Origin of the sequence: Marinithermofilum abyssi (genome assembly GCF_014641195.1) — a bacterium.
Taxonomy (GTDB): Bacteria; Bacillota; Bacilli; order Thermoactinomycetales; family DSM-45169; genus Marinithermofilum; species Marinithermofilum abyssi.
In genome coordinates this window covers 85,636-108,153 of the sequence record NZ_BMHQ01000009.1, presented here as the reverse complement: position 1 = coordinate 108,153, position 22,518 = coordinate 85,636, and the positions used below count along the sequence as shown (strand labels likewise).

General features: G+C 50.9%; 34 protein-coding genes and 4 tRNA genes. 27 read left to right on the top strand and 11 right to left on the bottom strand.

All coding sequences use genetic code 11. The features are described from left to right. Nucleotides 1-79: 79 nt before the first annotated feature. Both IEW70_RS12995 and IEW70_RS12990 read left to right on the top strand, forming a co-directional pair. Nucleotides 80-607, top strand: coding sequence for an AAA family ATPase (locus tag IEW70_RS12995; RefSeq protein WP_188648351.1), 528 nt, complete (start codon nucleotides 80-82; stop codon nucleotides 605-607). A 53-nt stretch (nucleotides 608-660) separates the two neighbouring features. Next, on the top strand, nucleotides 661-834 hold the full coding sequence (locus tag IEW70_RS12990) for a hypothetical protein (RefSeq protein ID WP_188648350.1): 174 nt from the start codon (nucleotides 661-663) through the stop codon (nucleotides 832-834). A 54-nt stretch (nucleotides 835-888) separates the two neighbouring features. Here IEW70_RS12990 and IEW70_RS12985 read toward each other — a convergent pair whose 3' ends face one another. The 3 genes from IEW70_RS12985 to IEW70_RS12975 all read right to left on the bottom strand — a co-directional run bounded on the left by IEW70_RS12985 (nucleotide 889) and on the right by IEW70_RS12975 (nucleotide 2,346). Beyond that, complete coding sequence (locus IEW70_RS12985) at nucleotides 889-1,233, bottom strand: hypothetical protein (protein WP_188648349.1); 345 nt, start codon at nucleotides 1,231-1,233, stop codon at nucleotides 889-891. A 147-nt stretch (nucleotides 1,234-1,380) separates the two neighbouring features. Next, nucleotides 1,381-1,815 (bottom strand): GNAT family N-acetyltransferase, encoded by a 435-nt coding sequence (locus IEW70_RS12980; protein WP_229751976.1) that lies wholly within the window; start codon nucleotides 1,813-1,815, stop codon nucleotides 1,381-1,383. 6 nt (nucleotides 1,816-1,821) lie between these two features. Then, nucleotides 1,822-2,346, bottom strand: coding sequence for a YjcG family protein (locus tag IEW70_RS12975; RefSeq protein ID WP_188648347.1), 525 nt, complete (start codon nucleotides 2,344-2,346; stop codon nucleotides 1,822-1,824). Nucleotides 2,347-2,607: 261 nt separating this feature from the next. On the opposite strand from IEW70_RS12975, the gene IEW70_RS12970 reads away from it, so the two are divergent. From IEW70_RS12970 to IEW70_RS12940, 7 genes are all read left to right on the top strand, one after another. Next, on the top strand, nucleotides 2,608-3,156 hold the full coding sequence (locus tag IEW70_RS12970; RefSeq protein ID WP_188648346.1) for a phosphatidylglycerophosphatase A family protein: 549 nt from the start codon (nucleotides 2,608-2,610) through the stop codon (nucleotides 3,154-3,156). 260 nt (nucleotides 3,157-3,416) lie between these two features. Continuing rightward, a complete protein-coding gene (locus IEW70_RS12965; protein ID WP_188648345.1) occupies nucleotides 3,417-3,608 on the top strand; it encodes a hypothetical protein in 192 nt (63 codons plus the stop codon). Nucleotides 3,609-3,762: 154 nt separating this feature from the next. Then, nucleotides 3,763-3,838: transfer RNA gene (locus tag IEW70_RS12960), tRNA-Met, on the top strand. Between the two features lie 5 nt (nucleotides 3,839-3,843). Next, a tRNA-Asp gene (locus IEW70_RS12955) sits at nucleotides 3,844-3,920 on the top strand. Nucleotides 3,921-3,929: 9 nt separating this feature from the next. After that, nucleotides 3,930-4,005 (top strand) — tRNA-Ile (locus tag IEW70_RS12950). A gap of 17 nt (nucleotides 4,006-4,022) precedes the next feature. Further along, nucleotides 4,023-4,097 (top strand) — tRNA-Val (locus IEW70_RS12945). Nucleotides 4,098-4,233: 136 nt separating this feature from the next. After that, nucleotides 4,234-4,764, top strand: a complete 531-nt coding sequence (locus IEW70_RS12940) for a phosphatase PAP2 family protein (RefSeq protein WP_188648344.1) — start codon at nucleotides 4,234-4,236, stop codon at nucleotides 4,762-4,764. 135 nt (nucleotides 4,765-4,899) lie between these two features. On the opposite strand, the gene dinB is transcribed toward IEW70_RS12940, so the two are convergent. After that, nucleotides 4,900-6,108 carry a DNA polymerase IV gene (gene dinB / locus IEW70_RS12935; RefSeq protein ID WP_188648343.1) on the bottom strand — a complete coding sequence of 403 codons (1,209 nt, stop codon included), beginning with the start codon at nucleotides 6,106-6,108 and terminating at the stop codon, nucleotides 4,900-4,902. A 155-nt stretch (nucleotides 6,109-6,263) separates the two neighbouring features. Continuing rightward, nucleotides 6,264-6,686: a DUF1885 family protein gene (locus IEW70_RS12930; RefSeq protein WP_188648342.1), complete on the bottom strand. Its 423-nt coding sequence runs from the start codon at nucleotides 6,684-6,686 to the stop codon at nucleotides 6,264-6,266. Between the two features lie 409 nt (nucleotides 6,687-7,095). Between IEW70_RS12930 and IEW70_RS12925 the strand changes: the two genes are divergently transcribed. From IEW70_RS12925 to IEW70_RS12915, 3 genes are all read left to right on the top strand, one after another. Continuing rightward, complete coding sequence (locus tag IEW70_RS12925) at nucleotides 7,096-7,536, top strand: hypothetical protein (protein WP_188648341.1); 441 nt, start codon at nucleotides 7,096-7,098, stop codon at nucleotides 7,534-7,536. A gap of 170 nt (nucleotides 7,537-7,706) precedes the next feature. Further along, the gene (locus IEW70_RS12920; protein WP_188648410.1) at nucleotides 7,707-8,006 is read left to right on the top strand and encodes a DUF3055 domain-containing protein; all 300 of its coding nucleotides are present in this window, start codon (nucleotides 7,707-7,709) and stop codon (nucleotides 8,004-8,006) included. A 217-nt stretch (nucleotides 8,007-8,223) separates the two neighbouring features. Beyond that, nucleotides 8,224-8,346, top strand: a complete 123-nt coding sequence (locus IEW70_RS12915; protein WP_188648340.1) for a GapA-binding peptide SR1P — start codon at nucleotides 8,224-8,226, stop codon at nucleotides 8,344-8,346. Between the two features lie 96 nt (nucleotides 8,347-8,442). Here IEW70_RS12915 and IEW70_RS12910 read toward each other — a convergent pair whose 3' ends face one another. Together IEW70_RS12910 and IEW70_RS12905 are read right to left on the bottom strand one after the other, a co-directional pair. After that, nucleotides 8,443-9,909, bottom strand: coding sequence for an aminotransferase class I/II-fold pyridoxal phosphate-dependent enzyme (locus IEW70_RS12910; RefSeq protein WP_188648339.1), 1,467 nt, complete (start codon nucleotides 9,907-9,909; stop codon nucleotides 8,443-8,445). A gap of 325 nt (nucleotides 9,910-10,234) precedes the next feature. Continuing rightward, the gene (locus IEW70_RS12905) at nucleotides 10,235-10,867 is read right to left on the bottom strand and encodes a YktB family protein (protein WP_188648338.1); all 633 of its coding nucleotides are present in this window, start codon (nucleotides 10,865-10,867) and stop codon (nucleotides 10,235-10,237) included. A gap of 323 nt (nucleotides 10,868-11,190) precedes the next feature. Between IEW70_RS12905 and IEW70_RS12900 the strand changes: the two genes are divergently transcribed. From IEW70_RS12900 to IEW70_RS12875, 6 genes are all read left to right on the top strand, one after another. Beyond that, entirely contained in the window at nucleotides 11,191-11,388 is a 198-nt protein-coding gene (locus IEW70_RS12900; RefSeq protein ID WP_229751975.1) for a YkzI domain-containing protein, read from the top strand. 429 nt (nucleotides 11,389-11,817) lie between these two features. Further along, on the top strand, nucleotides 11,818-12,096 hold the full coding sequence (locus IEW70_RS12895; protein ID WP_188648337.1) for an iron-sulfur cluster biosynthesis family protein: 279 nt from the start codon (nucleotides 11,818-11,820) through the stop codon (nucleotides 12,094-12,096). A 90-nt stretch (nucleotides 12,097-12,186) separates the two neighbouring features. Further along, nucleotides 12,187-12,936: a glycerophosphodiester phosphodiesterase gene (locus IEW70_RS12890; RefSeq protein WP_188648336.1), complete on the top strand. Its 750-nt coding sequence runs from the start codon at nucleotides 12,187-12,189 to the stop codon at nucleotides 12,934-12,936. 105 nt (nucleotides 12,937-13,041) lie between these two features. Then, a complete protein-coding gene (locus IEW70_RS12885) occupies nucleotides 13,042-13,884 on the top strand; it encodes a deoxyribonuclease IV (protein ID WP_188648335.1) in 843 nt (280 codons plus the stop codon). A gap of 14 nt (nucleotides 13,885-13,898) precedes the next feature. Then, nucleotides 13,899-14,192, top strand: coding sequence for a YlaH-like family protein (locus tag IEW70_RS12880; protein ID WP_188648334.1), 294 nt, complete (start codon nucleotides 13,899-13,901; stop codon nucleotides 14,190-14,192). 44 nt (nucleotides 14,193-14,236) lie between these two features. Continuing rightward, nucleotides 14,237-14,518, top strand: a complete 282-nt coding sequence (locus IEW70_RS12875) for a hypothetical protein (protein ID WP_188648333.1) — start codon at nucleotides 14,237-14,239, stop codon at nucleotides 14,516-14,518. A 1-nt stretch (nucleotide 14,519) separates the two neighbouring features. On the opposite strand, the gene IEW70_RS18540 is transcribed toward IEW70_RS12875, so the two are convergent. Continuing rightward, nucleotides 14,520-14,684 carry a DUF2197 domain-containing protein gene (locus tag IEW70_RS18540; RefSeq protein WP_188648332.1) on the bottom strand — a complete coding sequence of 55 codons (165 nt, stop codon included), beginning with the start codon at nucleotides 14,682-14,684 and terminating at the stop codon, nucleotides 14,520-14,522. A gap of 23 nt (nucleotides 14,685-14,707) precedes the next feature. Further along, the gene (locus tag IEW70_RS12865) at nucleotides 14,708-15,043 is read right to left on the bottom strand and encodes a DUF5665 domain-containing protein (protein ID WP_188648331.1); all 336 of its coding nucleotides are present in this window, start codon (nucleotides 15,041-15,043) and stop codon (nucleotides 14,708-14,710) included. Between the two features lie 135 nt (nucleotides 15,044-15,178). Here IEW70_RS12865 and IEW70_RS12860 point away from each other — a divergent pair, with 135 nt between their 5' ends. Next, complete coding sequence (locus tag IEW70_RS12860) at nucleotides 15,179-15,634, top strand: pyridoxamine 5'-phosphate oxidase family protein (protein ID WP_188648330.1); 456 nt, start codon at nucleotides 15,179-15,181, stop codon at nucleotides 15,632-15,634. A 32-nt stretch (nucleotides 15,635-15,666) separates the two neighbouring features. Here IEW70_RS12860 and IEW70_RS12855 read toward each other — a convergent pair whose 3' ends face one another. Next, nucleotides 15,667-16,251, bottom strand: coding sequence for a YhcN/YlaJ family sporulation lipoprotein (locus IEW70_RS12855; protein ID WP_229751974.1), 585 nt, complete (start codon nucleotides 16,249-16,251; stop codon nucleotides 15,667-15,669). Nucleotides 16,252-16,418: 167 nt separating this feature from the next. On the opposite strand from IEW70_RS12855, the gene IEW70_RS12850 reads away from it, so the two are divergent. After that, on the top strand, nucleotides 16,419-17,057 hold the full coding sequence (locus IEW70_RS12850; protein WP_188648329.1) for an MBL fold metallo-hydrolase: 639 nt from the start codon (nucleotides 16,419-16,421) through the stop codon (nucleotides 17,055-17,057). A 107-nt stretch (nucleotides 17,058-17,164) separates the two neighbouring features. On the opposite strand, the gene IEW70_RS12845 is transcribed toward IEW70_RS12850, so the two are convergent. After that, entirely contained in the window at nucleotides 17,165-17,719 is a 555-nt protein-coding gene (locus IEW70_RS12845) for a TVP38/TMEM64 family protein (RefSeq protein ID WP_188648328.1), read from the bottom strand. 377 nt (nucleotides 17,720-18,096) lie between these two features. On the opposite strand from IEW70_RS12845, the gene IEW70_RS12840 reads away from it, so the two are divergent. From IEW70_RS12840 to cysK, 7 genes are all read left to right on the top strand, one after another. Beyond that, nucleotides 18,097-18,375 carry a prolipoprotein diacylglyceryl transferase gene (locus tag IEW70_RS12840; protein WP_188648327.1) on the top strand — a complete coding sequence of 93 codons (279 nt, stop codon included), beginning with the start codon at nucleotides 18,097-18,099 and terminating at the stop codon, nucleotides 18,373-18,375. Beyond that, nucleotides 18,356-18,625, top strand: coding sequence for a hypothetical protein (locus tag IEW70_RS12835; RefSeq protein ID WP_188648326.1), 270 nt, complete (start codon nucleotides 18,356-18,358; stop codon nucleotides 18,623-18,625). Before IEW70_RS12840 ends, IEW70_RS12835 begins: the two co-directional genes overlap by 20 nt. Nucleotides 18,626-19,007: 382 nt before the next feature. Further along, a complete protein-coding gene (locus IEW70_RS12830) occupies nucleotides 19,008-19,622 on the top strand; it encodes a TlpA family protein disulfide reductase (protein WP_188648325.1) in 615 nt (204 codons plus the stop codon). Between the two features lie 28 nt (nucleotides 19,623-19,650). Continuing rightward, the gene (locus IEW70_RS12825) at nucleotides 19,651-20,364 is read left to right on the top strand and encodes a cytochrome c biogenesis CcdA family protein (RefSeq protein ID WP_188648324.1); all 714 of its coding nucleotides are present in this window, start codon (nucleotides 19,651-19,653) and stop codon (nucleotides 20,362-20,364) included. Nucleotides 20,365-20,534: 170 nt separating this feature from the next. Next, nucleotides 20,535-21,071, top strand: coding sequence for a thiol-disulfide oxidoreductase ResA (resA, locus tag IEW70_RS12820; protein WP_188648323.1), 537 nt, complete (start codon nucleotides 20,535-20,537; stop codon nucleotides 21,069-21,071). An 85-nt stretch (nucleotides 21,072-21,156) separates the two neighbouring features. Then, complete coding sequence (locus IEW70_RS12815) at nucleotides 21,157-21,483, top strand: rhodanese-like domain-containing protein (RefSeq protein WP_188648322.1); 327 nt, start codon at nucleotides 21,157-21,159, stop codon at nucleotides 21,481-21,483. After that, complete coding sequence (gene cysK / locus IEW70_RS12810) at nucleotides 21,456-22,415, top strand: cysteine synthase A (protein WP_188648321.1); 960 nt, start codon at nucleotides 21,456-21,458, stop codon at nucleotides 22,413-22,415. Before IEW70_RS12815 ends, cysK begins: the two co-directional genes overlap by 28 nt. Nucleotides 22,416-22,518: the final 103 nt, after the last annotated feature.

Below are 22,518 nucleotides of genomic sequence, written 5' to 3'. Positions count from 1 at the left end.
GTTTACCACAGGATACACGGGGGCAACAGCTTGAATTGTATGGTGATACCTTCCATTCCGGTCGGAAAGGAGCAGGGACATGGACATACGTGTTCCCGAAAACAGCTTGATTCAATTATGCGGAGCTCCGGGCTGCGGCAAGTCTACATTTGCGCACCGTTATTTTTTACCGACACAAGTGGTTTCATCCGATCACTGCCGTCAGATGGTGTGCGATGATGTCCACAATATGCGCGTCAACAAGGAGACCTTTTCCCTGGTGCGACATATTGTTCGATTGCGGTTGTCCTTGGGAAGGCTGACCGTGGTGGATGCGACATCCCTGAGACGGGTATATCGAAGCGAAATGCAGGCTCTCGCCAGAGAATACGGATTTCATACGGTCCTCATTCTCTTGGACATGCCGCTTTCCCGTTGTTTAGAACAAAATAGAAACCGGGACCGTCAGGTGGATCCCATTGTGATCGAAAAATATCATCAACAATTGCAAACCACCAAAGAACGAATAAAAGGGGAGGGGTTTGACCAGGTGGTGTTGGTCACGGAGGAAGACCTGCCTGATGTGACCGTTTATTTGGAAGTAAACACCACGGATAGAAAGGGGTAGTTCCGCTGATGCTAATCATGCACTCAACTTTTTTTAAATAGGGGGGCCTTTGGATGTCTGAATTTCGTCGAAACCGTGCTCAGTCCGATGATGATCGCAAGATCAAGGAACTGATGAACGAAGTGGGGCAAGAATTGGGGGTCAACGAGCGAACTCGCAGCTTGTCTCCCGAAAAGGCTCGAGATATGGGCGAAAAAATGAAACGAGAAATCCGAAAGCGTTCCTGAAAGTGAGTTGAGTGTTGCAGCACCCCGAAAAGGGGTGCTGTTTTAGGGTCTTTATTATTCTGGGGAAGACTGCAAATAGGAGACGATCTCGGCAATCTTGTCATTGGCGGCTTGCATCACGGAATCAGGAATGTCACCTTGGAACTGATTTTTCTGAAACTTGGAGTTTTGACTGAGTGTCGGTTCACCCAATCGGAGATAAGCGGATTGGTTTAGGGATAGATGGTGATGTGTAGGTATGCGCAGACGATATACTTGGCCGGAGGCAGCGTCTTCAATACGTATGTCGTAGACGGGATGATGGCTGGGACGGCAGACAAAACCCTGTGACTTCAGAAAGTGGTCGACTTGTTCCCGAGGGCGAGTCAAACCGTTGATACTTTTGATTTTCAGTTTCAAACGGTTTCCTCCTCTAAATTCAGGCGTTTTTCCCTTGTATACCCTTCAAAGACGGAAGCTAATCCATTTTTGTGTCCGTTTTCAAAATGGGAAGAAAATCTACCTTCATTTTATGAAGCGGAAGTTGGTCTTATGTTTCCAACCGGATCAGCTCAGTGCTTTCGTCATTTTGATGTGCTCAATGCCTGCATCCAGGAAAATATCCCCTTCTACTTGAAAGCCGAGGGATTCGTAAAACTTTTGGGCTTGAACCTGAGCGTTCAATACCAAGCGGATCATCCCTAACTTGCGGGCATATTCTTCTATGGCCTTCATAATGATTCGACCGCTGCCTTGTCCACGGTAATCCTGAAGGACAGCGACCCGTTCCACTTTGCCGGACTGGCCCTCCCAGGGCCGAAGTCGTCCGGTTCCAACAGCCTTGTCTCCGTCATATAAAACAAAATGAATCGAGTCGTTCTCCCATTCATCCATTTCCAGAGAGAGCGGAACTTTTTGCTCCTCTACAAAAACTTTGCGACGAATGGCAAAAGCTTGTTCCCGCTGCTCGTCCTGTTTTGCCACTTTGACTGTTGGCGTCAACAACATTCACTCCTGTACCTGGTCTTGATTTAGCAAAAAGCTTTGGTAAATGGTCCAGGACCCGTTTTCCAGTTGATATAAAAGGTGAAAGCAATCCACTCGGGTACTCAAATCAAACGTGGACATGCGCAGGCTGCCGTACACATCGTGCAGTTCGTCATCCGACAAGGATTGGCCGATGGTCAAATGCGGGATGAAATCATAAGATTCCTCATGCTGTAAACATCCCTGATTGATTTTTTCGTGCAAGCTTTTAAAGGGAGCCGGGTCGGCTATGCTGAGAAAGATGACATTATTGGTTGGATGGAACGTGCTTACTTTGGTAAAACGTGCTTCAAAAGGCGAGGTTTGCTGCGCAACCTGATCCAGATGAACGATTGCCCGAGACAGCTGGTCGTCATCCATCTCAAATGCCTGCTTCAGTGTGATATGGGGAGGAATCAAAGAGTAGTGAGGATCATATCGTTTTCGGTATGAGTTGGCTATATCCTGCACTTTTTTCTCGGGAAAGACAGCTATGCCGTATTTCATAGGAACTCCTCCTTGCGGGGGTTTTGTCGCGGCTGATCGAACCGGTATCTCGGTGTGGAGAATGGGCCGGAAGATGAAAATGGTTGGAAAAATTGCGAACAGGGGAGATGGATGCAGGTGATATAGAATTCGAAAGCTTTCATTTCCATTATAACCGCTTCTGTTTCCGTGATAAAGCGGGGTTGTCCAAACGTGCGGCCCTGTTTCCAATTGTGATAAGATAAAAGCAGGTCCTTTTTGTGACCGGAGGGAGGAAATCGGATGAGAAGGCGTGTGCACAGCAAAGAAGTCAAGCAAGCGGCGTTACAGCGTTTGAAAGACCGGGGTGTCACCATTGAAGGAATTGCGGAGATCGTCTACCGCATGCAAGCACCATATAGCAACAACTTGACGATGGAAGCCTGTGTAGAGAGCGTCATTGCCGTCCTCGAAAAGCGTGAGATTCAACATGCCATCTTGGTTGGAGTGGAACTGGATATACTCGCTGAAAAGAAACAACTGTCTGAACCATTGCAATCCTTGATTCAATCGGATGAAGGATTGTTCGGATGTGATGAAACGCTGGCTTTAGGTTCCGTTTTCGGTTATGGCAGCATCGCTGTAACAACCTTTGGCCATTTGGATAAACATAAAATCGGTTTGATTGAAAAACTGGATACCAAAAAGGGAGGGCCGATTCATACCTTTTTGGATGACTTGGTGGCCAGTATCGCTGCCTCCGCTTCCAGCCGGTTGGCCCACCGGCTCCGGGATGAAGAGGAGCGGGCGCAGGAAGCCGAATCCCGGTTACGGGATCAACATGCCGGTTGAACGAAAAGCCCTTTCCGTGATGGAAAGGGCTTTTCACATGAAAAGTCCCGGGAAAGCCCGGGCAATAAAGAGGAGGGAACATCTGTCCATGGCAGGTCAGATGGTTGTAAAACCACTTGGATCCGCTTGCTGATATATCCTATGTCCCTCCATGTCCCAGTGTATCGGCACTTTTCAAAATGTGCACGTGTCCATGGGCATGAATCCCGTCTTCATTTGACACACTATCAAAAGCATAGGGTCTTGGAAGGAGGGAAATCATGTCTTGCTGGATATATTGGGCAAAACTGTATAACACCCGGTTTCAGGCCCGGTGTCTGGCGGCACGGATGCAGGAAGATTGGTGGGTGTACGGGTATGAGAGCCCGGACGAAGTTGAAGTGTTTCAATCGAAACGAGGCCGTTACGGCGTTCGATACATTTGGAGTACCCATTCAAAAAATAGGGGTTGAACCAGAGGGGCGAGCTGTGTATAATAGAAGATGTCACTTCAAGGACAAGCTCGCTGACAAAAATAAAATAAAAAAACCTCTTGCAAAATACGACAGGATGTAGTAAGATATAAATCGTCGCTGCTTGAAAAATAAAAAATAAAGGTCTTATTGACGCGGGGTGGAGCAGTTGGTAGCTCGTCGGGCTCATAACCCGAAGGTCGCAGGTTCAAGTCCTGCCCCCGCAACCAAATGTGGAGCTGTGGTGAAGTTGGAGTTCACGCCGGCCTGTCACGCCGGAGGTCGCGGGTTCGAGTCCCGTCAGCTCCGCCACTTTCTTTCGGGCCTATAGCTCAGTTGGTAGAGCAGTCGGCTCATAACCGATCGGTCACAGGTTCGAGTCCTGTTGGGCCCACCATATCCGAGACATTCTGTGGGCAGTTAGCTCAGGGGGAGAGCGCTTCCTTGACACGGAAGAGGTCGTTGGTTCGATTCCAATACTGCCCACCATTGAAAGACACTTGATTATCAAGTGTCTTTTTTGATTTTCAGAGCTCCATAAAACGTTAACAAAGGATTCACTTCTGTTTGATCCCTTTTTTTTATGATAGAGAAAAAGGGATTAAGGTAAAACGGGGGTGGGGGGATGAGGCGCTGGGTTGTCATGATGCAAAGTGTGGATGCCCGGTGGATTTGTTATATGAACCAGCAGTGGAAGTGCAGAGCGATGGACTGGCTGATGCCGCGGATTACGCATATCGGCGGTGCAGTGTTCAGCCTTTCCTTTTTATTGATCTGGTGGGTGGTGATGGATTCGCCGTTATCGTATTGGGCGGTGGAGGCTTTGGTCTCTTTGACGGCCAGCCATTTGGTGGTCGAAGTGCTGAAAACACTCTTGCACCGTGATCGCCCGTATCAAAAGCTTGTTCCTCTGCATCCGTCAACAGATCCCCTGAAAGATTACTCTTTTCCTTCAGGACATACGACAGCGATTTTCTCTATTGTCGGGGTGTTTGTCTTGCATGCCCCTTGGACGGGGATTTTTCTGATTCCCCTGGCTGCTTTGGTGGGTTTGTCCCGAATGTATCTGGGACTTCACTACCCTACCGATGTCGTGGTGGGAGCTTCCTTGGGAACCGGGTTTGCTGTCGGCGTATATTATTCTTTGGGTATGTAGTCTGGATATGAGAAGAAGGGAATTTTCCGGAGTTCGCCAATCGTTTCAGAGCGAACTCCTTTTTGGTATCCCCCTGCTTAGGCATGAAAAATATTGTAACATAATACCGGTAACCACATACCATAATAAGGTGGGCTACATGCGGTGCCCGCCGATTTTTCGGGAGCGATCCACAAACACGCTGGCACTTGACAGTGACTGGGCCAGGAAAATGCTGCCGGTGCCGTATTTTTCCCGAATAGCGTCCACAGTTGCTGCCAGACGCGCTTCTTTGTCTCTTTTCCCGAACAAATCCAGCTGAACTCCTTGATCGGGCTGCAAATTGGAAAGGGTGATTCCTACCAGCCGGACCGGCTGCTGGTTCCAATGACGATGAAATAGCTTCATTGCACCTTCAAACACTGTCCGTCCGAATTGAGTGGACTCCGGCAAGGTGAAAGACCGGTGAATCGATCGAAAGTCAGTGCCTTTGAGGGTGAGGGAAACGGTTCGCCCTGTATAGCCCGCCTTGCGGGCCCGGCCGGCTACTTCTTCTGCCAGTTCCCGCAGCACGATGCGCAAGTCCTCTTCGGTATCATAGTCCCGAGGCAGGGTAAACTGGTGGCCGATGGACTGGTTGCTGTCCAAAGAGTGAGGGTCTACCGGACTGTGATCGATACCATGGGCGGATTGATGCAGCACCCTTCCGATGATCCCGAAACGGCGGTGAAGCCTTTCGGGGTCTGCATGGGCCAGATCGCCGATGGTGCGAATCCCCATCCGATGAAAATGATGTTCCATCCGCGGGCCGACCCCGAAGAGTTTTTTAACGGGCAACGGCCACACCCGTTTCGGAACATCGGCTTGGGTCAGTATGGTTAATCCCAGGGGCTTTTCCATTTCGGCCGCCATTTTGGCCAGCAGCTTGTTGGGGCCTACACCGATGGAGCAAGGGATACCGGTTTCTTTCAGGATCCGCTTCTGCACACAGCGGGCCGCTTCCTCGCCGGTACCGAAGAGCGCTTCGCAACCGGTCAGCTCCACAAATGCTTCATCGATGGAGAAAGGTTCTACCAATGGTGAAAACTGCCGTAAAATATCCAGGATCCGCACAGACATTTGGACATAGGTGCGCATATGAGGCGGAACCAAGCAAGCGGAAGGGCACAGCTCTTTGGCTTGGGAAACCGGCATTCCGGTTTTGACACCGCAGGCTTTTGCCTCGTAGGAGGCAGCCAGCACGATGCCGTGCCGCCGTGTAGGATCTCCGCAGACGATGAGCGGTTTGTCTTGCAGCTCCGGGTGCAGCACTTGTTCTACGCTGGCATAAAAGGCGTTCATATCTGCCAGTAATACCGTGCGCATGGTTCATTCCTCCGATTCGATACACGAACATTTGTTCTGTATTTTATCATATCCTTTTTACGCGATAATGAATACCGGAAAATGGAGGAATGAAAAAAGCCGGCATCTGCCGGCAGATTGATGACAAATCTCTACTTGTCGCTCCCGTCCAACGTTTACTTCCGCGGGTAGAAATACATGACACGTCCGTTGAACAGGTGGAGCTCGGCTTGAAAAACTTTAGCCAGATAGCGGGACAATTCGTTTCCTTTGGCCAGATCGCCGTGAGTGGCATCAGGAGGAAGAATGCATTGGATGTAATGGCGGGTCTGCTCATGGTCGCGCCGGGTACCTACACCTAGGATAAGGCGACGATACAGGTGGGGGTCTGTTCCCTCCAGGCGCAGCCACCGAACACCGTCTTTTTCTTCTTCATGAACGTGGTAAGGAAAAGCGGCCGCAGCATAATCCCACCCCAGCTGTTTGCCGGTATGGGAGGTCATTGTCACATATCGTTCCAACGCTTGTTTCACATCGTCCAGGGTGATTTCCTGATGGGTGGATTTTTCTACCAAATGAATATACGCGCTTTTTGTCATGGTGATCACCTCTAGGCCCAGGGTCCGCTGCTCAGCGTTCAAAAAATTCAATCCAAATCCAGTTTAGCATGTTGACCGCCCCTTTTACAGAATAAAATCCCAGGAGCAGGAAAGCGTTATGGAAAAAATTTAAAATCCATATTAAAGATGCGGGAAGGAAAAGCACTTCGGTCTGTAGAAAAAGAATATACACCATATGTACGCAGCAGATCGGGTCTGGGGTTTTCACTGGAAGGAAACAGGAAAAAAGCCCCGGCTGTGGAATCTATAAATACAGGGAAAGTGAAAACGGAATAATTAGTCCAATGCGAGTAATTAAAACTATGAAATATTACGAAAAATGCGTTGTCTTACTCTGTTGGATGTGCTACACTGAAATGTACTCCGATGACGATGGGGGATGGATCTGATGCGAAAAGCGGATTTGTTGGATGAGCTCCGTGCTGATATCGGCGTCGTGTCAGACAAGTTGGAGGGCGAGATCCACAAGTTGTATGAGTTTTCGATCCGGACCCTGTATGACAAGGTCCCGGAGTACTGCTTTGCAGGCATTTACCTGGCGGACCAATATCGGTTTCGTTGTGTCTGTCATGCGGGATACAGCTCATTACCCCCAGTAATCCGATTTGGGGAAGGGCTCCACAGCGTGGCTGCTGCACGCGGAGGTGTGGTCCGGGAAGTGGTGGGGAAACGGACGGAAGTGTATGTGCCGTTTTATCGGGGCCACCACTTGATAGGAGAGATTGTGGTCATCGGGGAACCACAGGACTGCATCGACAATGAGGATATCGACCTCTTTTGTGAATTGGCGTCCTTGTTTGAGAGTAAAGGCAAGGAGTGCAATTCTTAACAGGAGCTTCCCCCGTCCTACCGATGGCAAGATGTTTTTCTGCTGGCTGTCGAACGAGTTTAGTGATCTATATAAGAAAGATGGATGGTATCGGTTTTTTCAGAAACTTGCATCTTGGATAATGAAAGGATGTCTCATATCTAACAACAAGGAGGAGATCTTGTATGGCAATGTATGAACGGCTGTACGATGAAACGGAACAGGCCAAAGTTCGTTTTGTCGGCTTTATTTCGGAGCATGGTCGATATGACTTTGGCATCGTCTACACAAACATGTTTTTTGGTAAGCCTTTGGTCGTTTGTATGCAGACAGGACGCTCCTCTTTACTCGCCCAGGATGATATCGAAAACCTGGAATACCTTCAAAAGCTCTACAACCTTCGTTCCATCGAAGAAGCGGAAGAAGTGTCGATCTTTTTCCGAAACAGTCTCCCGGCACTGACATTGGAGATGGAAGCAGAATCCAGTTGATTCTTTTCTCTTAAACTTCGGCGGGTAAACCGGATGGTTACCTGCTTTTTTATTTCCACTGTTCCCCACTGGGCTATTTTCCAAAAAGGCGGAAAAGAGCTTTTTTTATTTGAGATCACCGGATACATGCGGATTGACACAAATAGTATAACATAATATAATTATTGTGACATATAAATAAAACCGCTTACAAAAAACCGCGCGGGAGGGGATTTTGATGGAAGCGATTGTGTGTCAATCCTGCGAAGAAGTAATCGCCTATGTGGATGCTGAAAAAGCAGGCACTTTATACGGAAAATGCCCCAGATGCACCGACTGTGGTGACGGGGACCATTCATAAAAGCGTAAAAATAAGGGGAAAAGAGACGGACGACGGATGGAAATCCCGTCCGTTTTGTTTTCACACTAAAAACCCTCGGAAAAGCCGGGGAGAGTGTCAGCGGGGTTCTCGGATGACACGGATCATCCGAATATCCGGATCTTCCGGGCCTTGAACAGGCAACCCCGCTTCCATGTGTTTTTGAATGTATTCGATATTTTCCTCGGTGATCCGTTCGCCAGGGAGCAAAACCGGAATGCCCGGAGGATAGATCATGATGAATTCGGCAATGATGCGGCCGGCTGATTCCGTAAACGGAATGGTCACCGTATTGGCATAAAAGGCATCTCTGGGAGAGACAGCGAGTGAAGGAATATCCGGCAATTGAGCTGCTTTCCGCTCCTGTTTGCCTTCGGTGTAGAAGTGGCTGGACAAATCCCGCAGTGCCCGGATCAAAACCTCGATGGAATCAGGAGTATCCCCCGGTGTAACGAGACACAGGATGTTGTAAAGGTCACTCAGCTCTACTTCGATATTCCAGCGCTCCCGAAGCCATCGCTCGGCGTCGTAACCAGTGATGCCGAGGCTGTGAAGATGAATGATCAGCTTGGTTTCATCCATATCATAGACTGCATCACTGCCCAGCAATTCCCGGCCGATACAGGAGATTCCGGGGATTTGATTGATTTCCCTGCGTGCTTTATCCGCCAACTGAAGGGCATTTTCCACCAGCTCCCGGCCCCGCGTGGCCAAATGACGCCGGGCAGCATCTAGGGAAGCGAGCAAGATATAAGAGGTGGAAGTTGTCGTCAACATGCTGATGATGGACTGAACACGCCGGTGATTGATGCGGTTACCCTGTACGTTTAGCACAGAGCTTTGCGTGAGGGAGCCTCCCAGTTTGTGCACACTGGTGGCAGCCATATCCGCTCCTGCCTGCATAGCGGACATCGGAAGCCGTTCGTGAAAATGGGTCTGCACTCCGTGAGCTTCATCCACCAGCACCGGGATACCGTAGCCGTGCACGCATTCCACAATCTCCGCCAAATTGGCAGCGATGCCGTAATAGGTGGGATTAATCAGTAAAACCGCTTTGGCATCGGGATGAAGGTGAATGGCACGTTCCACATCTTTTTTGGTGACTCCGTGGGCGATGCCTAAGCGGGGATCCATCACCGGGTGAACAAACACCGGATGGCCGCCCGCGAGAATGATCGCAGACAACACGGATTTGTGTACATTGCGGGGAACGATGATTTTGTCCCCCGGTGTGCATACCGACATCACCATGGTCATGATAGCACCGCTGGTTCCTTGTACGGAAAAGAAGGTATGCTCCGCTCCAAAGGCTTCAGCAGCCAATTCTTGAGCTTCCTTGATGGAGCCGTGGGGATGGTGCAGATCATCCAGGGGAGCGATGTTGATCAAATCGATGGAAAGCGCACTTTCCCCGATGAAATTCCGAAACTCGGGATCCATGCCCCGACCTCCCTTGTGTCCAGGAATATGAAATTGTATAGGCTGTTGTGCCGCATGTTCTTTCAAACGGGTAAGCAGAGGCGTCGTGTATTGTTTTTCGTTCAAGGGGCCTCTCCCTCTCTAATCATAAGTCCATGAGGGAAAGTATAACAAAAGGAAGCAGGCAAAGAAAGAGGAATTTGCGGGAAATCCATGCTTCAAAGGAAGTAATGGGCGCAGAGAAATCAATGAAAGGGAACAAGGGGATGGAAAGAGTTTTTCCTGTCATTCAAAAGGGCAGCTGGATGACAAGCAGTACGAGTGAAGGGAGAGTCCTTCTACTCATCGCTTCCTTTCGGGCGTTTGCCGTTTTAAAAGGAGGCGACTCTCGGTAGAAGGACTTCTTATCATTATTCTCCACAAAATCCACTGGGAATAAGATGATTGTACCCTATTGTGCTGCTATCGCCAGGCGGTACAACGGATCCAGGGTCTGGAAGGTTTCCCGGATGCGAGTTTCCAGAGCGGCCGGATCCCGGACGATGTCATCCTTCCGGTCCAACTGAATACCGCACAAAAACTCTGCTTTTTTTACCTGGCGAAGACGTTCCAGCACTTCTCTCATTCCTTCCGGGCCCAGCTCTTTGACAGAGGCGACTTCGGGTCGGGTATGATCTTTGGACACCACAAAATGATCCGGTAGGAGCGGGAATATCTCATCAAACTGTTCGAGGAAGTTCGCGGCAAAACCGGACTTTTGCTTGCATTCGTAGATCAAGGCAAACATGGCAAACAGCCCGCTTTGCCGAAGTCCTGCTTGAAAGTGAGGATGAGCCTTATATCCCCGTTTGTTGGCAGCCCAAGCCACCCAGGTTTCATCCGGCGGATGGACGGTGCGCCGGGCGTGTTTGGCCACATGAACAAACACTTCTTCCCCGAGTTGTTGGGTCAGATGAGGTTGCAAAGCTTCACCCAAGCCTTCCAGCTTAGGGCGAATCCGTTGTTTCAAGGCATCCATCCGGGGTTCCAAACCCGGGATGGAGAACACGTCAAAATCATCGGATGTAAAACCCGTCCACGTCATCCTTCCACCACCACCTGATGTATTCTTCTCTATCTTATCACAAGAGAGGGAAAGACAAACGGGTTCCCTCAGACAGCGCGCTTTGTTGTCGGAAAAGTAAAACAATTGGGAGGGAACCGTGACCGAACTCCCTGGGCATGCGTAAAGTGAAATCAAGAGATGAGCCTTGGAGAGCTTCGTGGTCAGGGGACAGGTTTATTTCAGTTGGTATGCGGGCATCCTGTAGCCAGATTCGTCGTGGTAAATGTTGGTGTTGTTGTCGATTCCGGATGATGGGGACATTGTTCGGGTCACTGGGAAATTATGAGGAAATGGGGTGCAGCGTGACCGTGGAAGACGTGATCAAGGCATTCAAGTGTCGGGAACCGGAAAAGAGAATCCCCGTGTTACGGATGGAATTGGATTATGAGCTGGCCCTTTTGTATGAGGCCATGGTTGAGAACAATACCCATCGGGTGGATCAACACAAAGCCCGTTTACGGGAACTCCGTCAAGAAATGTTGATGCTCGAAGCGTTGTGAACGTAAGTCCAGGGGACCATCGGTTGGAGGGAATAAGGATATCCCATCCCATTGTCGAAGTGAAAGTGTATCTCCATGACGGAGATGCACTTTTTTAGTACCTTCCCACGCAAAATGTAGAATGATCGGTTTTGCAATAGGTAAAGAGTGAGATCACCATCTCAGGACGGCCGGCATCAGAGCGACGCAAGGCGTGACTTGTACTTTTTGAATGCACTCCGCATTGTGCCGCGTCTCGTTGAATCTCTTGGAGCGGACAGTACGGACTTCTAAGTCGGAGGAAAGGGAGCAACGGGCAAAAGAGTCGAAGCGATCATACAGGACTGTCATCAATCTGGGCGGGAAGATCCCGCCCTTTTTTTCATGGGCTTATCGGAGTACGATAGTTACGGAGGTGTCGAAATGTGAATTGGGAGGGCACGGAAAGCCTTGTCTGAAAAAAAGCCGGAGCCCGGCACCGTGTTGCGGATGGCGGCGATGGATGAGGGCTGCGGCTGTGGTGCAACGGTCTTGTATGAGTTGAACTGGGATGCAGAGAGAAGGGAGGACAACTGGGTGCAAACGGAAGAAGAAGATCCCGTCATCGTGGTCGACCCGCACAGCCGGATGTATTTGGAGCGGTTGATGTCATTGGATTATATCGTGGAGCAGGATACCTTCACAGTAAAGAGTGCCAGTCAGATCTATCTTCATCACATTCGGCTGTGATACTGGCCGGTTGATAAAATAAAGCTTTCAGCAGAGGTAAACCTAACAACAGGGTTCTTTTGTACAAAGCAGATCAGAAGGAGTCTTTCCATGAAACGTACGGAAGTATATGCACATCGAGGTTTTTCCGCGATGGCGCCCGAAAATACCATGGCCGCTTTTCAACGGGCCGTGGATGCGGGCGCCGACGGGGTGGAGTTGGATGTTCATTTGACGAAGGATAATAAGGTGGTTGTCATCCATGACGAGACGGTGAAACGGACCACGGATGGCACGGGAAAAGTGCGGGAATTGACATTGGAAGAACTGCGGCGATTGGACGCCGGTAGCTGGTTTGATCCGGAGTTTAAAGGAGAAAAGATCCCCACCTTGGAGGAAGTGCTCCAATTGGTGGCTGAACATGGGATGAAGATCAATATCGAGCTGAAAAACAACCGGGTGATTTATCCGGAGTTGGAACAAAAAGTAGCCAATTTGTTGCAGCAATACGGTTTGGTAAAACAGGCCGTGATTTCTTCTTTTAACCATTACAGTTTGAAGGTGATGAAGCAAGTCCAGCCGGAAATCGATACAGCCATCCTCTATATGGAAGGGCTGGTCGATCCGTGGGTTTACGCCAAACATGCAGGAGCGACTTCCCTTCATCCCTATTGGTACACGGTAGTGGAGGAAGTGGTGAAGGGATGCCAGAAGGAAAACCTGCCCGTTCGTCCTTTTACGGTAAACCAGCCGAAAGGGATGCGCCGCTTGCTCCAGTTGGGTGTCGATGCGATCATCACAGACAAACCGGATGTGTTGCGTGAAGAGATGGAAAAGACAGCGGCCATTTCCCCGTCCTGACGGCTCTCTTCAGTTGCAGCGAGGACAGGGCCAGTGGTATGATGAAGAAGGTGTAAGAGGCGCCCGCAGACTGCGGCGCTTCTTTGGTTTAAGGAGGGAGAAAACATGAAACTGGGATGCCATATCAGTGTCGCCAAAGGGTTCCATAAGGCGTCACGCCGGGCGTTGGAGCTGGGGGCGGCTTCATTTCAAGTCTTTACGAAAAATCCGCGGGGACTCCGTCCGAAAAAAATCGATTATCAAGACGCGGAAAAAGGAGTGGCCTTTTGCCGGGAGCATGATATCACGCTGGTAGCTCATACACCGTATATTACCAACTTGTCCACTCCGAAGGAGGATCTGCACGAAGTGACGATCCGCTCCATCAAAGAGGATTTGCATATCGCGGAAACCTACGGTGCTGTCGGAGCCGTGGTCCACTGCGGGAAGCATGTGGGTGAAGGGGTGGAGTACGGAACCCGCCGCATGGTGGAGACGCTGAATCAGATTTTGTCCGACTATGATGGAGAAACCCTGTTGCTCTTGGAAAACACGGCGGGACAAGGTTCCGAACTGGGCTTGCAGATCGAGGAACTGACGGCGATTCGGGACGCGACGGATTATCCGAAAAAAATCGGTTTTTGTTTTGATACCTGCCATGGGTTTGCTGCTGGCGCCTGGAATGAGGAATCTTTTGATGAACTCATTGAAAAGATGAAGGAGACCGGCTATCTCGAGCATCTGGTTGCCATTCATTTCAATGACAGCAAGGCTCCGTACAATTCCCGCAAGGATCGTCATGAAAAGATCGGAAAGGGTGAGATCGGGGCTGCTGCATTGACGAAGTTCCTGCGTTGCGAAGAGTTGGAAGGATTGCCGGTCATCCTGGAAACGCCGGTAGAGGATGAAGCGGAGTACGCCGAGGAGATCCAGTATCTCGCCGACCTGAAACAAGGCGAAACCGCCTGAAGGGGAGGATACGCATGGAAGCCGTGGATGCTTGGTTGAAAGGCCATCCTTTGGCCGCCTATCTCGTCATTTTTGTATTGACGGGCATCATTTATAAAGTGGCCTTTGCGCGAAAGTTACCGGTGTTAAAGTCACTCATTGTGTATGCGGTATTAGCGGTCGGCTGCGTTTTATTTTGGCTGATGTTTTTGCTTCGTTTTCCAATCATGGAAATTTTGTTGGTCACGAATGCGATGATTATCATCGCACGTATCCGGATGGCCATGATCCGCAGATCGCCATCCTCCTCCCGAACAGAGAACAAATGACATCGGAGTTACAATTCATGGTGGAAAATGGGGGGAAAAAGCCGATGAGGTTGAAGGATGCATTGTTCAACTGGCTGCAAATTCGGGTGGTTTGGGATGCGCGTCCCCAGGACCGGTCCGCGGAGGATACCACCCGGTTTTTTCATGACATGCTGATTCAGGACCACGGTGTGGAAGAGCTGGAAGCGACCAAGGATGCACAAGAGTATGTCGTTCGTTACCGATTGAACGGGGAAGAGCACACCGAACGATTTCCTCGGGAACAGGTGGAGGATTTGCTCAAGAGCATTCAATCGGAGCCGAAATACAACCAATCCTTTGAATAATTCATCCGGCGGAGGAGCTTTCGTTTCGGCGTGCGATGGTTTTGGTTGAGATCCGTTCATGACACGAAGGACAAAGGAAGATGCGGTGCGGATGTTTTCGCAGTTTTTTTGCTTGCAGGGGTGATGGGCTGAACGGGCGCTCGCATAATAGACACGTGACTTTCATAGCAGAGTACCTCCTTAGGCCGTTTATTGCGGTGTGGCATGATCGATCAGTTCTTTTAAGTCCCGGAGGGTGTCGCTGAAAAACGGGACGCCTGACAGTTTGGAGAGCAAGATGCTTAATAGGCTCAACACGATGGCGGTTCCTAATGTGAGCCCCAACCCTCGGGCCAACCCCGCCAGCAGATTGATCCAGAAAACACGAACAGGGCTGCTGTAGTTTTGCAACAAGTCTTGCATGCGTGCGGTTTCCATCCAGTCGGTGACGGATTGGACTTGACGGTTCAATCGCCGAGTTTCCGCAGCGAGACGGTCTACCTCACTGGAATGGGTCAACCGGACCGATATTTTTTGAGGATGCATCGCGGCCTTCTCCTTTTCTCCCTTTCCTAGTATACTATACCCGCTCTCTTGGGTAACATGTCACGATTTCTCCCGGTTGGGGTTGGGGAAAGCTTCTGATATGATGAGACTGACACAGCAAAAGGAGGATGGGTTATGGCGGAACATCTGGGCTCTCAATTGAGCGATGCGTTGTTGTCCAAACTGCAAAAGGAGCAGTATGTACTGTTATCCACCTTGGATGAAAAGAGCGGAGCACCGGTTGTGAACGCAGTATCTTGGGTGTATGCACCCGATGCCCGGCATATCAAAATGGCAGTAGGCCACAAATCCCGCATCGTCAGCAATGTAAAAACCAATGCCCGGGCTGCGGTCACGGTGATCGGGCCGAATTCCACCTATACCATCAACGGCAAAGCCGCAGTCACCCGTCAGCCGATGGAAGACGTGACCATTAAGCTGGCGGAGATTACTTTGGAAGTGGAAGCGGTGCAGGATGTCATGTTTTACGGCGCTAAGATTTCCCGCGAACCGGAGTATGTCAAAACCTACGATCAAGAAGCGGCAGACAAGTTGGACCGTCAAGTGATGGCCGCATTGAAAAAAGCCTAGAGAATCACTCTAGGCTTTTTGGCTGCTTGCACTCAGCGTCCCCGTGCCGGTTTGGGGTTCGGGGTTTGGTTTTCCCGTTCCTGGTTCAGCCGGTTAGGAGCTTGTTCCTTGCGCTGAATCTGTTTGGAAGGTTGGGGCATGATGCGGCCGGCAATTTCGGCCAGCTCTTGGGCTACTCCGCTCAAGGGGCGGCCGTGTGCCACGTCATCCGACAACTCCCGCAGACGTTGCACCAGGTCCGTATCGGCTGTCACCAATACATTGGAACCTTGGGGATCTTCCTGTAAGGCCTGGGCGACGGAATACTTTATCGTGCCCACGCGGCCCCGATCCAGAGTGGGATCCACATCAATCCCCACAATGGTGTAGGGTCCGGCGGAGACAGCGGTGGCTCCTTTTACCTGGGGCATGTTGGTGGCGATTCTTACCATCCGGTTCGCTATCGCTTGCGGATTGCGGGCATATCTCGGATCGGGAGCCGTTTGCCGTACGCGTTGAGTATGAGGAATCTTATCCGTCGGAGGTGCCGATTCATTGGCAGGCGGTTTGTTTGCAGGCTGGCACCCGAACAGAAGGCCGATCCCGCAAAGCACGGACAAAAATCGAATCATGGCCATGGGCTTCCTTCCTTTCCAGTTATCGTTTAAGCATAGTGTAACCGCCTGAAAGGAAAGCATGTATTTATCGGGAAATTGTCTTTCTCCATGGTTGTTTTGTTCCCGGCCGATTCGGTGTACAATGGGGCAAGAGCCGGAATGAAGCGATGGAATGAGGGGTGTGACAGATGCATGTCGAAACATTTACCTTAGGTCCTGTAATGACCAACTGTTATCTGCTGTATAAAGCTTCCGGCGGCGAAGGGTTGGTGATTGATCCAGGGTCTGGCCCGGAAAAGCTGCTCCATCGGATTCGTGAATTAGATTTGAGCATCCAGGCGGTTTTGCTGACCCACGCTCATTTCGACCACATCGGAGGCTTGGAAGAAGTTCGGCAGGAAACGGGTGCGCCGGTCTATGTCCATCAAGAAGAAACGGAATGGCTGACGGATCCACGCTTGAATGGATCCGGATTGTTTCCCGGAGTGGAGCCGGTCACGTGCCGGGAGGCTGATCACGTGTTAAAGGGTGGTGAAACCCTTTCCTTCTTGGGTCACACGTTTGAAGTGGTACATACCCCGGGACACTCTCCCGGCAGTGTCACCTATGTCTTGCCGAATCAAGTGTACAGCGGGGATGTGCTTTTTGCCGGTTCCATCGGCCGAACAGATCTGCCCGGCGGCGATTACGAAACGCTGATGCGTTCAATTCACGATGTACTGATGGAGCTGCCGGAGGAGACGACCGTTTACAGCGGGCACGGCCCGGTAACCACCATCGGCCGGGAGCAGGAAACCAACCCGTATGTAACCGGTATGTTGGGGTGAAAAGGCCGTAGGTGCAGGAACTGAGGGATCTTGCCATAACAAAAGACGGCAAAGGATTTCACTCAGCCGTCTTTTTTGTATCCTACTTCTTTTAAAGTTGAGCCGGATCACGTTCGGGTTCGTCGAGGCCGAGTCACCAGCCATACCGCCGTGATCAGCAGCAGGACGGATAGAAGGCGAAACACATTTTCCTGGATATGGATGAGATCGTAACTGACCAACACTTCCAGGGCGATGGATGGAATTTTTCCCACAGCCGTTGCAGTCAGAAACACGGACAAAGAGACCTTGGTCAAGGCTCCTGCCAGATTGACTGCAGCAGACGGGATAAAGGGCGTCATCCGTGCCGCCAACAAGGCAAAAAACTGTCGCCCTGAGCGGTGGTCATTGAACCGCTTGATCCACTTCCAGGAAATCTCCCGCCCTTTCCGTACCCGGCGGATTCCTTTTCGGTACAACCAAAAGGCGATTCCCGCCCCGAGCAACTCCCCCGCCCAGGAAATTCCCCCTCCCCATAACGGCCCCCAAGCGAGTACATTGGTTCCGGTGACCAATACGCTCGGCACGATTCCCAATACATTGATCAGTCCATTCAGGAGAATGCTGAACAACGCGCCCCAGATTCCCCAATCTGTCAACCACCTCGCCAGCTCCTCGCTCATATAAACCTCCTGTTGAGACTTTTCTGCCCCTACCTTAATCAAAAACAAAGGAGGAAAGCAAATCTTTTTTCCTCTTCACAGCGGTATAATGAAAAAGGAAAACTTGAAGAAAATTGAGGGCAACCCCGGTGGGCGGCGGGATGGTGGACATCCCGTACGCCGGAAATCGGGGAAGGATGGAAAGATGTCCCCCTTACGGCGGGGATCCTGGCCTTCCTGGGATGGAAGCTGTCCCTTGGTATTGGACGCCCCCGATGTTTTGGGTCAACCTTCGGTATTGCTGTATTCTAGCGGCTCTGATAAGGGTTGGTGGCTGGGCGGATTAATGGCTGCCGGTTGGCTGTGGCGGCGGACGAAGAGCCAAAGGTGGTCGTGGCGTGCGGTACTGGATGCTGCGGCTCTGTCAGGATGGATCGTCGCGATCGGATCACAACGTGGTCTTTATCGACTGGGGAAAAGTGACAACCTTGCCCTGGGGCATGACCTGGGAAGGGAGTCAGTACGCTTATCACCCCGTTCATCTCTATCGGGCGGGATTAATGTGGATAGCTGGAGGCTGGTGGTGGCTGAGGCGCAGCCGGTATCCAACAGGTCACACCTTTTCCTTGGTTGACGGGGACGGGAGGGGCTGCTCTCTTGGCGGCTTCCTGGGCTGATTATGATCCCGCTGTTTCCGTCGACGGGCTGGCTCCGGAGCAATGGTGGATGACCGGACTGGCAACGGCAGGCTGGCTCAGCAGTTTTTTGCTGGCAATCCAAACCAACGCCTCCAATAAGGAAGATCAAAAGGGGACACTTTCATTTGACCACTCCCCATGCGTAAACGCAGGGGATTCTTGGGTAATCCCGTCCACTGACAGGAAGTTGACCAAGCTAACCCCGTGGGCCCCACGGTTAACAGTTTGAGTTGCTACGTCTCAGGCTAGACCTACTGCTTGGTTTTCGCTTTTCAGTCTAGCCAGTCCATACACATAGCATTTTACGTGCAAGGTGATTGGCTTGCACAACCCTATATGCTATCCACTTGTCAATAAGCAACTAACTGTATTTTAACAGTAGAACATTTGTTTGTAAATACTTTTCTGAAAACATGTCGAACTGCGAGAGGGGTAAAAACCACCCCTCCGTCGTCCGACGCTCTCTATCATCCCCATAACTAAAGTTAGGGGTTTTCCCGCTCGCAAGGATATAATGGAGATACAAGCTGTCAAGGATGAAAGAGAAGACCCGGTGAGGATTCCGGGCGGTCGGACGGTGCTGAATCAACATGTCGGAAGGGGATGGAATGGTGAAGGGGCAATTGATTCGAAATATGGTGGTCGGTCTGGTGATTGTGGTGGCGGTGGCAGGAGCGATCTGGGCGGGAGGATCCAAAGAAAAAGCTTCCCAACCCTCTTCTTCCAAAACCGCAGTGGATACGTCGAAGAAAAAAGAGGAGCAGCCGGTTTCCCAAGGGAAGGGAAGTCGGGAAGAGCGGCCTCAGGAAGGATTTCGCGCGCCGGATTTTACATTGAAGACAATGGATGGGAAAGAAGTTCGATTGTCGGATAACGACGGCAAACCGGCTCTGATCAATTTCTGGGCTTCCTGGTGTCCGCCGTGCAAGGCAGAGATGCCCCATATTCAGGAGGCCTACGAGCAATATAAAGGGAAAGTCAACTTTCATATGGTCAATTTGGCGGTTCAGGACAATCCCGATGAGATGAAAAAATACATCCAAAAAGAAAAGTTCACCTTCCCGATCCTGCTGGATGAAACCGGAGAAGTGGCCCAGGAATACAACGTGACAGGCATTCCTCAAACTGTCATTGTGAACACGGAGGGCGAGATTGTTAAAGTGGTAATTGGGGCGATGACCAAGGATCAACTGCAAGAACTACTGAAAATGGTGACGTCCGGCTGACAGAAACAAAAGAGAGGAGTGTCGGTCCATGGCGGATGTAAGTATATGGCTGGCCTTTGCTGCAGGGGTGCTGTCTTTTATTTCTCCCTGCTGCCTTCCTTTATATCCTTCTTATCTGTCCTATATCACCGGGGTGTCGGTGAGTCAGCTCCAAGATAAAGAACAGTCGGCGGAATTGCGGCGAAAGACGATGATACATACGCTCTTTTTCATCTTGGGCTTTTCCATCATCTACTTTGCATTGGGCTTCTCCGCCAGTGCCGTCGGCAAGTTGTTCAAGGAGTATCAGGATACGATTCGAATGCTGGGCGGCGTATTGTTGGCTGTGATGGGGTTGTTTTTGCTCGGCATCTTTCAGCCCGGCTTTATGATGCGGGAAAAACGGCTGAATATCGGCGGGAAGCGATGGGGCTATTTGGGTTCCACCTTGGTGGGGATCGGGTTTGCAGCGGGGTGGACGCCCTGTGTAGGCCCGATTCTGGGGTCTGTTTTATATATGGCTGCTGCCAATCCTGCCGCCGGCTTGGCTTATATCACCGCTTATACACTGGGGTTTGCGATCCCTTTCTTCGTCATGGCGTTTTTCCTGGGACGCACCCGCTGGATCCTCCGCTACTCCCAAGGGTTGATGAAAGCAGGCGGAGCCATGATGGTGATCGCGGGTGTCTTGCTCTATTTCAATCAAATGACGATGATCATTAACTGGTTGACGCAATTTACCGGCGGGTTTACCGGTTTTTAATCTTCCAAACACCATCGACGTGCCCAGCGGATAGATCCGTTGGGCTGTTTTATTGGCCGCTCCGTCTGTTGCGATTCTTACGTTATAATGGTCTGTGACGATTCCATACGATCAGGCTTCTTGGTTATCGGCTCAATTGTAAAAAAGTACAGCAAAAAGGGTGTTTCCAAATGAACAAGCAGACAAGGTACTGGCTGCGTCGAATTTTGTTTTTGGTGATGGCAGGATTGGTAGCTTTCGCTCTGTATCAGAGTATGGATCAAGGAAAACAAAAAGGGTTGGAAGAAGGGCAGCCCGTGCCGGATTTCACCTTAAAAACGCTGGATGGAAAGGAACTAAAGCTGAGCGATTTGCGGGGCAAGGGAGTTCTGCTCAACTTCTGGGCTTCCTGGTGCAAACCTTGCCGGGAAGAAATGCCGGCCATCCAATCGGTCTATGAAAAATACAAAGGCAAAGGGTTCGTGGTCGTCGGGGTGAATATCGCGGAGACGGAGGTGGCGGTGCAGGGGTTTACCCACCAATTGGAGCTCACCTTTCCTGTCGTGTTGGACCGTGATCGAAAGGTAACCCGGTTGTATCAAATCGGTCCGATCCCTTCCAGTCTGTTTATCGGCCCGGACGGAAGCATTCAACGGAAAGTGTCGGGGCAAATGGATGAAGGACTGATCGAAGGATATACCCAAGAAATCTTACCGAAAAACCCCTGATGAAACATACCCCCTGGGGTTATAGAGGCGGTTAATACATGTTATCATATAGGAAATACTTGAATTAGACAGTGGAGGGATCCCTATGGAAAAAGCGTATACCGATGTGGAAGCGGAAAAGTTGAGCCGGGCCTATGATCAGGAGAAGGAAAAATATCTCGTTGTCGATGTGCGTACCGACGAAGAGTATGAAGCGGGGCACATTCCCGGAGCGATCCATATTCCCCATGACCAAATGGAGGAACGGGCAGGAGAGCTGGTGCCTCATAAAGATCGGGATCTCCTTTTGGTCTGCCGCAGCGGACGGCGCAGTGTGTTCGCTGCCAAAGTCTTGTCCGAAAAAGGATTCAAACGCCTGTTTAACCTCAAAGGAGGGATGTTGGAATGGACCGGGCCGACGGAAACAAAGTAACCTCTCAGTCGTGGGCGACAGCAGCGGACAAAATCACCGATCTGATCGGGAGAACTCCGCTTGTTCGCTTGAATCGGCTGACTGGGGAACAGGACGCCGAAGTATATGTGAAGCTGGAACGTTTTAATCCCGGCGGCAGTGTGAAGGATCGGACGGCTTTCAATATGATTCGGGCGGCGGAAGAGAAGGGGTGGCTGAAGCCGGGGGCCACGATTGTGGAACCGACCAGCGGCAATACCGGGATTGGGTTGGCATTGGTAGGGGCATCCAAAGGATACCGGACGATCTTAGTGATGCCCGATACCATGAGCGCCGAACGGATCAACATTCTGAAAGCCTACGGCGCGGAAGTGGAGCTGACGCCGGGGGATGAACGGATGCCAGGGGCGATCCGGCGGGCCAAGGAGTTGGTGGAAAGCATCCCGAATGCGTTTATGCCGTTGCAGTTTGAGAATGAGTTTAATCCGGATGTTCACCGTAAAACCACTGGGCCTGAGATTATTGAGCAGATGGGAGAACAGCTGCACGCATTTGTGGCCACAGCCGGTACCGGGGGTACCATTACCGGCACGGGAGAGGTGTTAAAACAACATTACACCGGACTACATATCGCCGTGGTGGAACCAAAAGGTTCTCCTGTTTTGGCTGGCGGTAAGCCGGGTCCTCATAAACTCCCGGGCACCAGTCCCGGATTTATTCCGCCCATTCTAAACCAGGAGATCTATGATGAAATCGTTCATGTGACGGATGAAGATGCTGCCGAGACAGTCCGCAAACTGGCGCGGATGGAAGGCATTCTCGTCGGTCCTTCCTCGGGGGCATCGGTATGGGCCGCCTTACAAATCGCCCGTCGTCTGGAGCCCGGAAAACGGGTGGTATGCATCGCTCCGGACACGGGAGAACGTTATCTGAGCACGGATCTGTTCGCATAATCAAGCGCCACAGTCACGCTCTATTTCGGAGCGGACAATATCACATCTGGACGCCGGAAAAAGGAGATACGGTAGAAGGGCGTTCTCCAGTTGGCTGGATGGG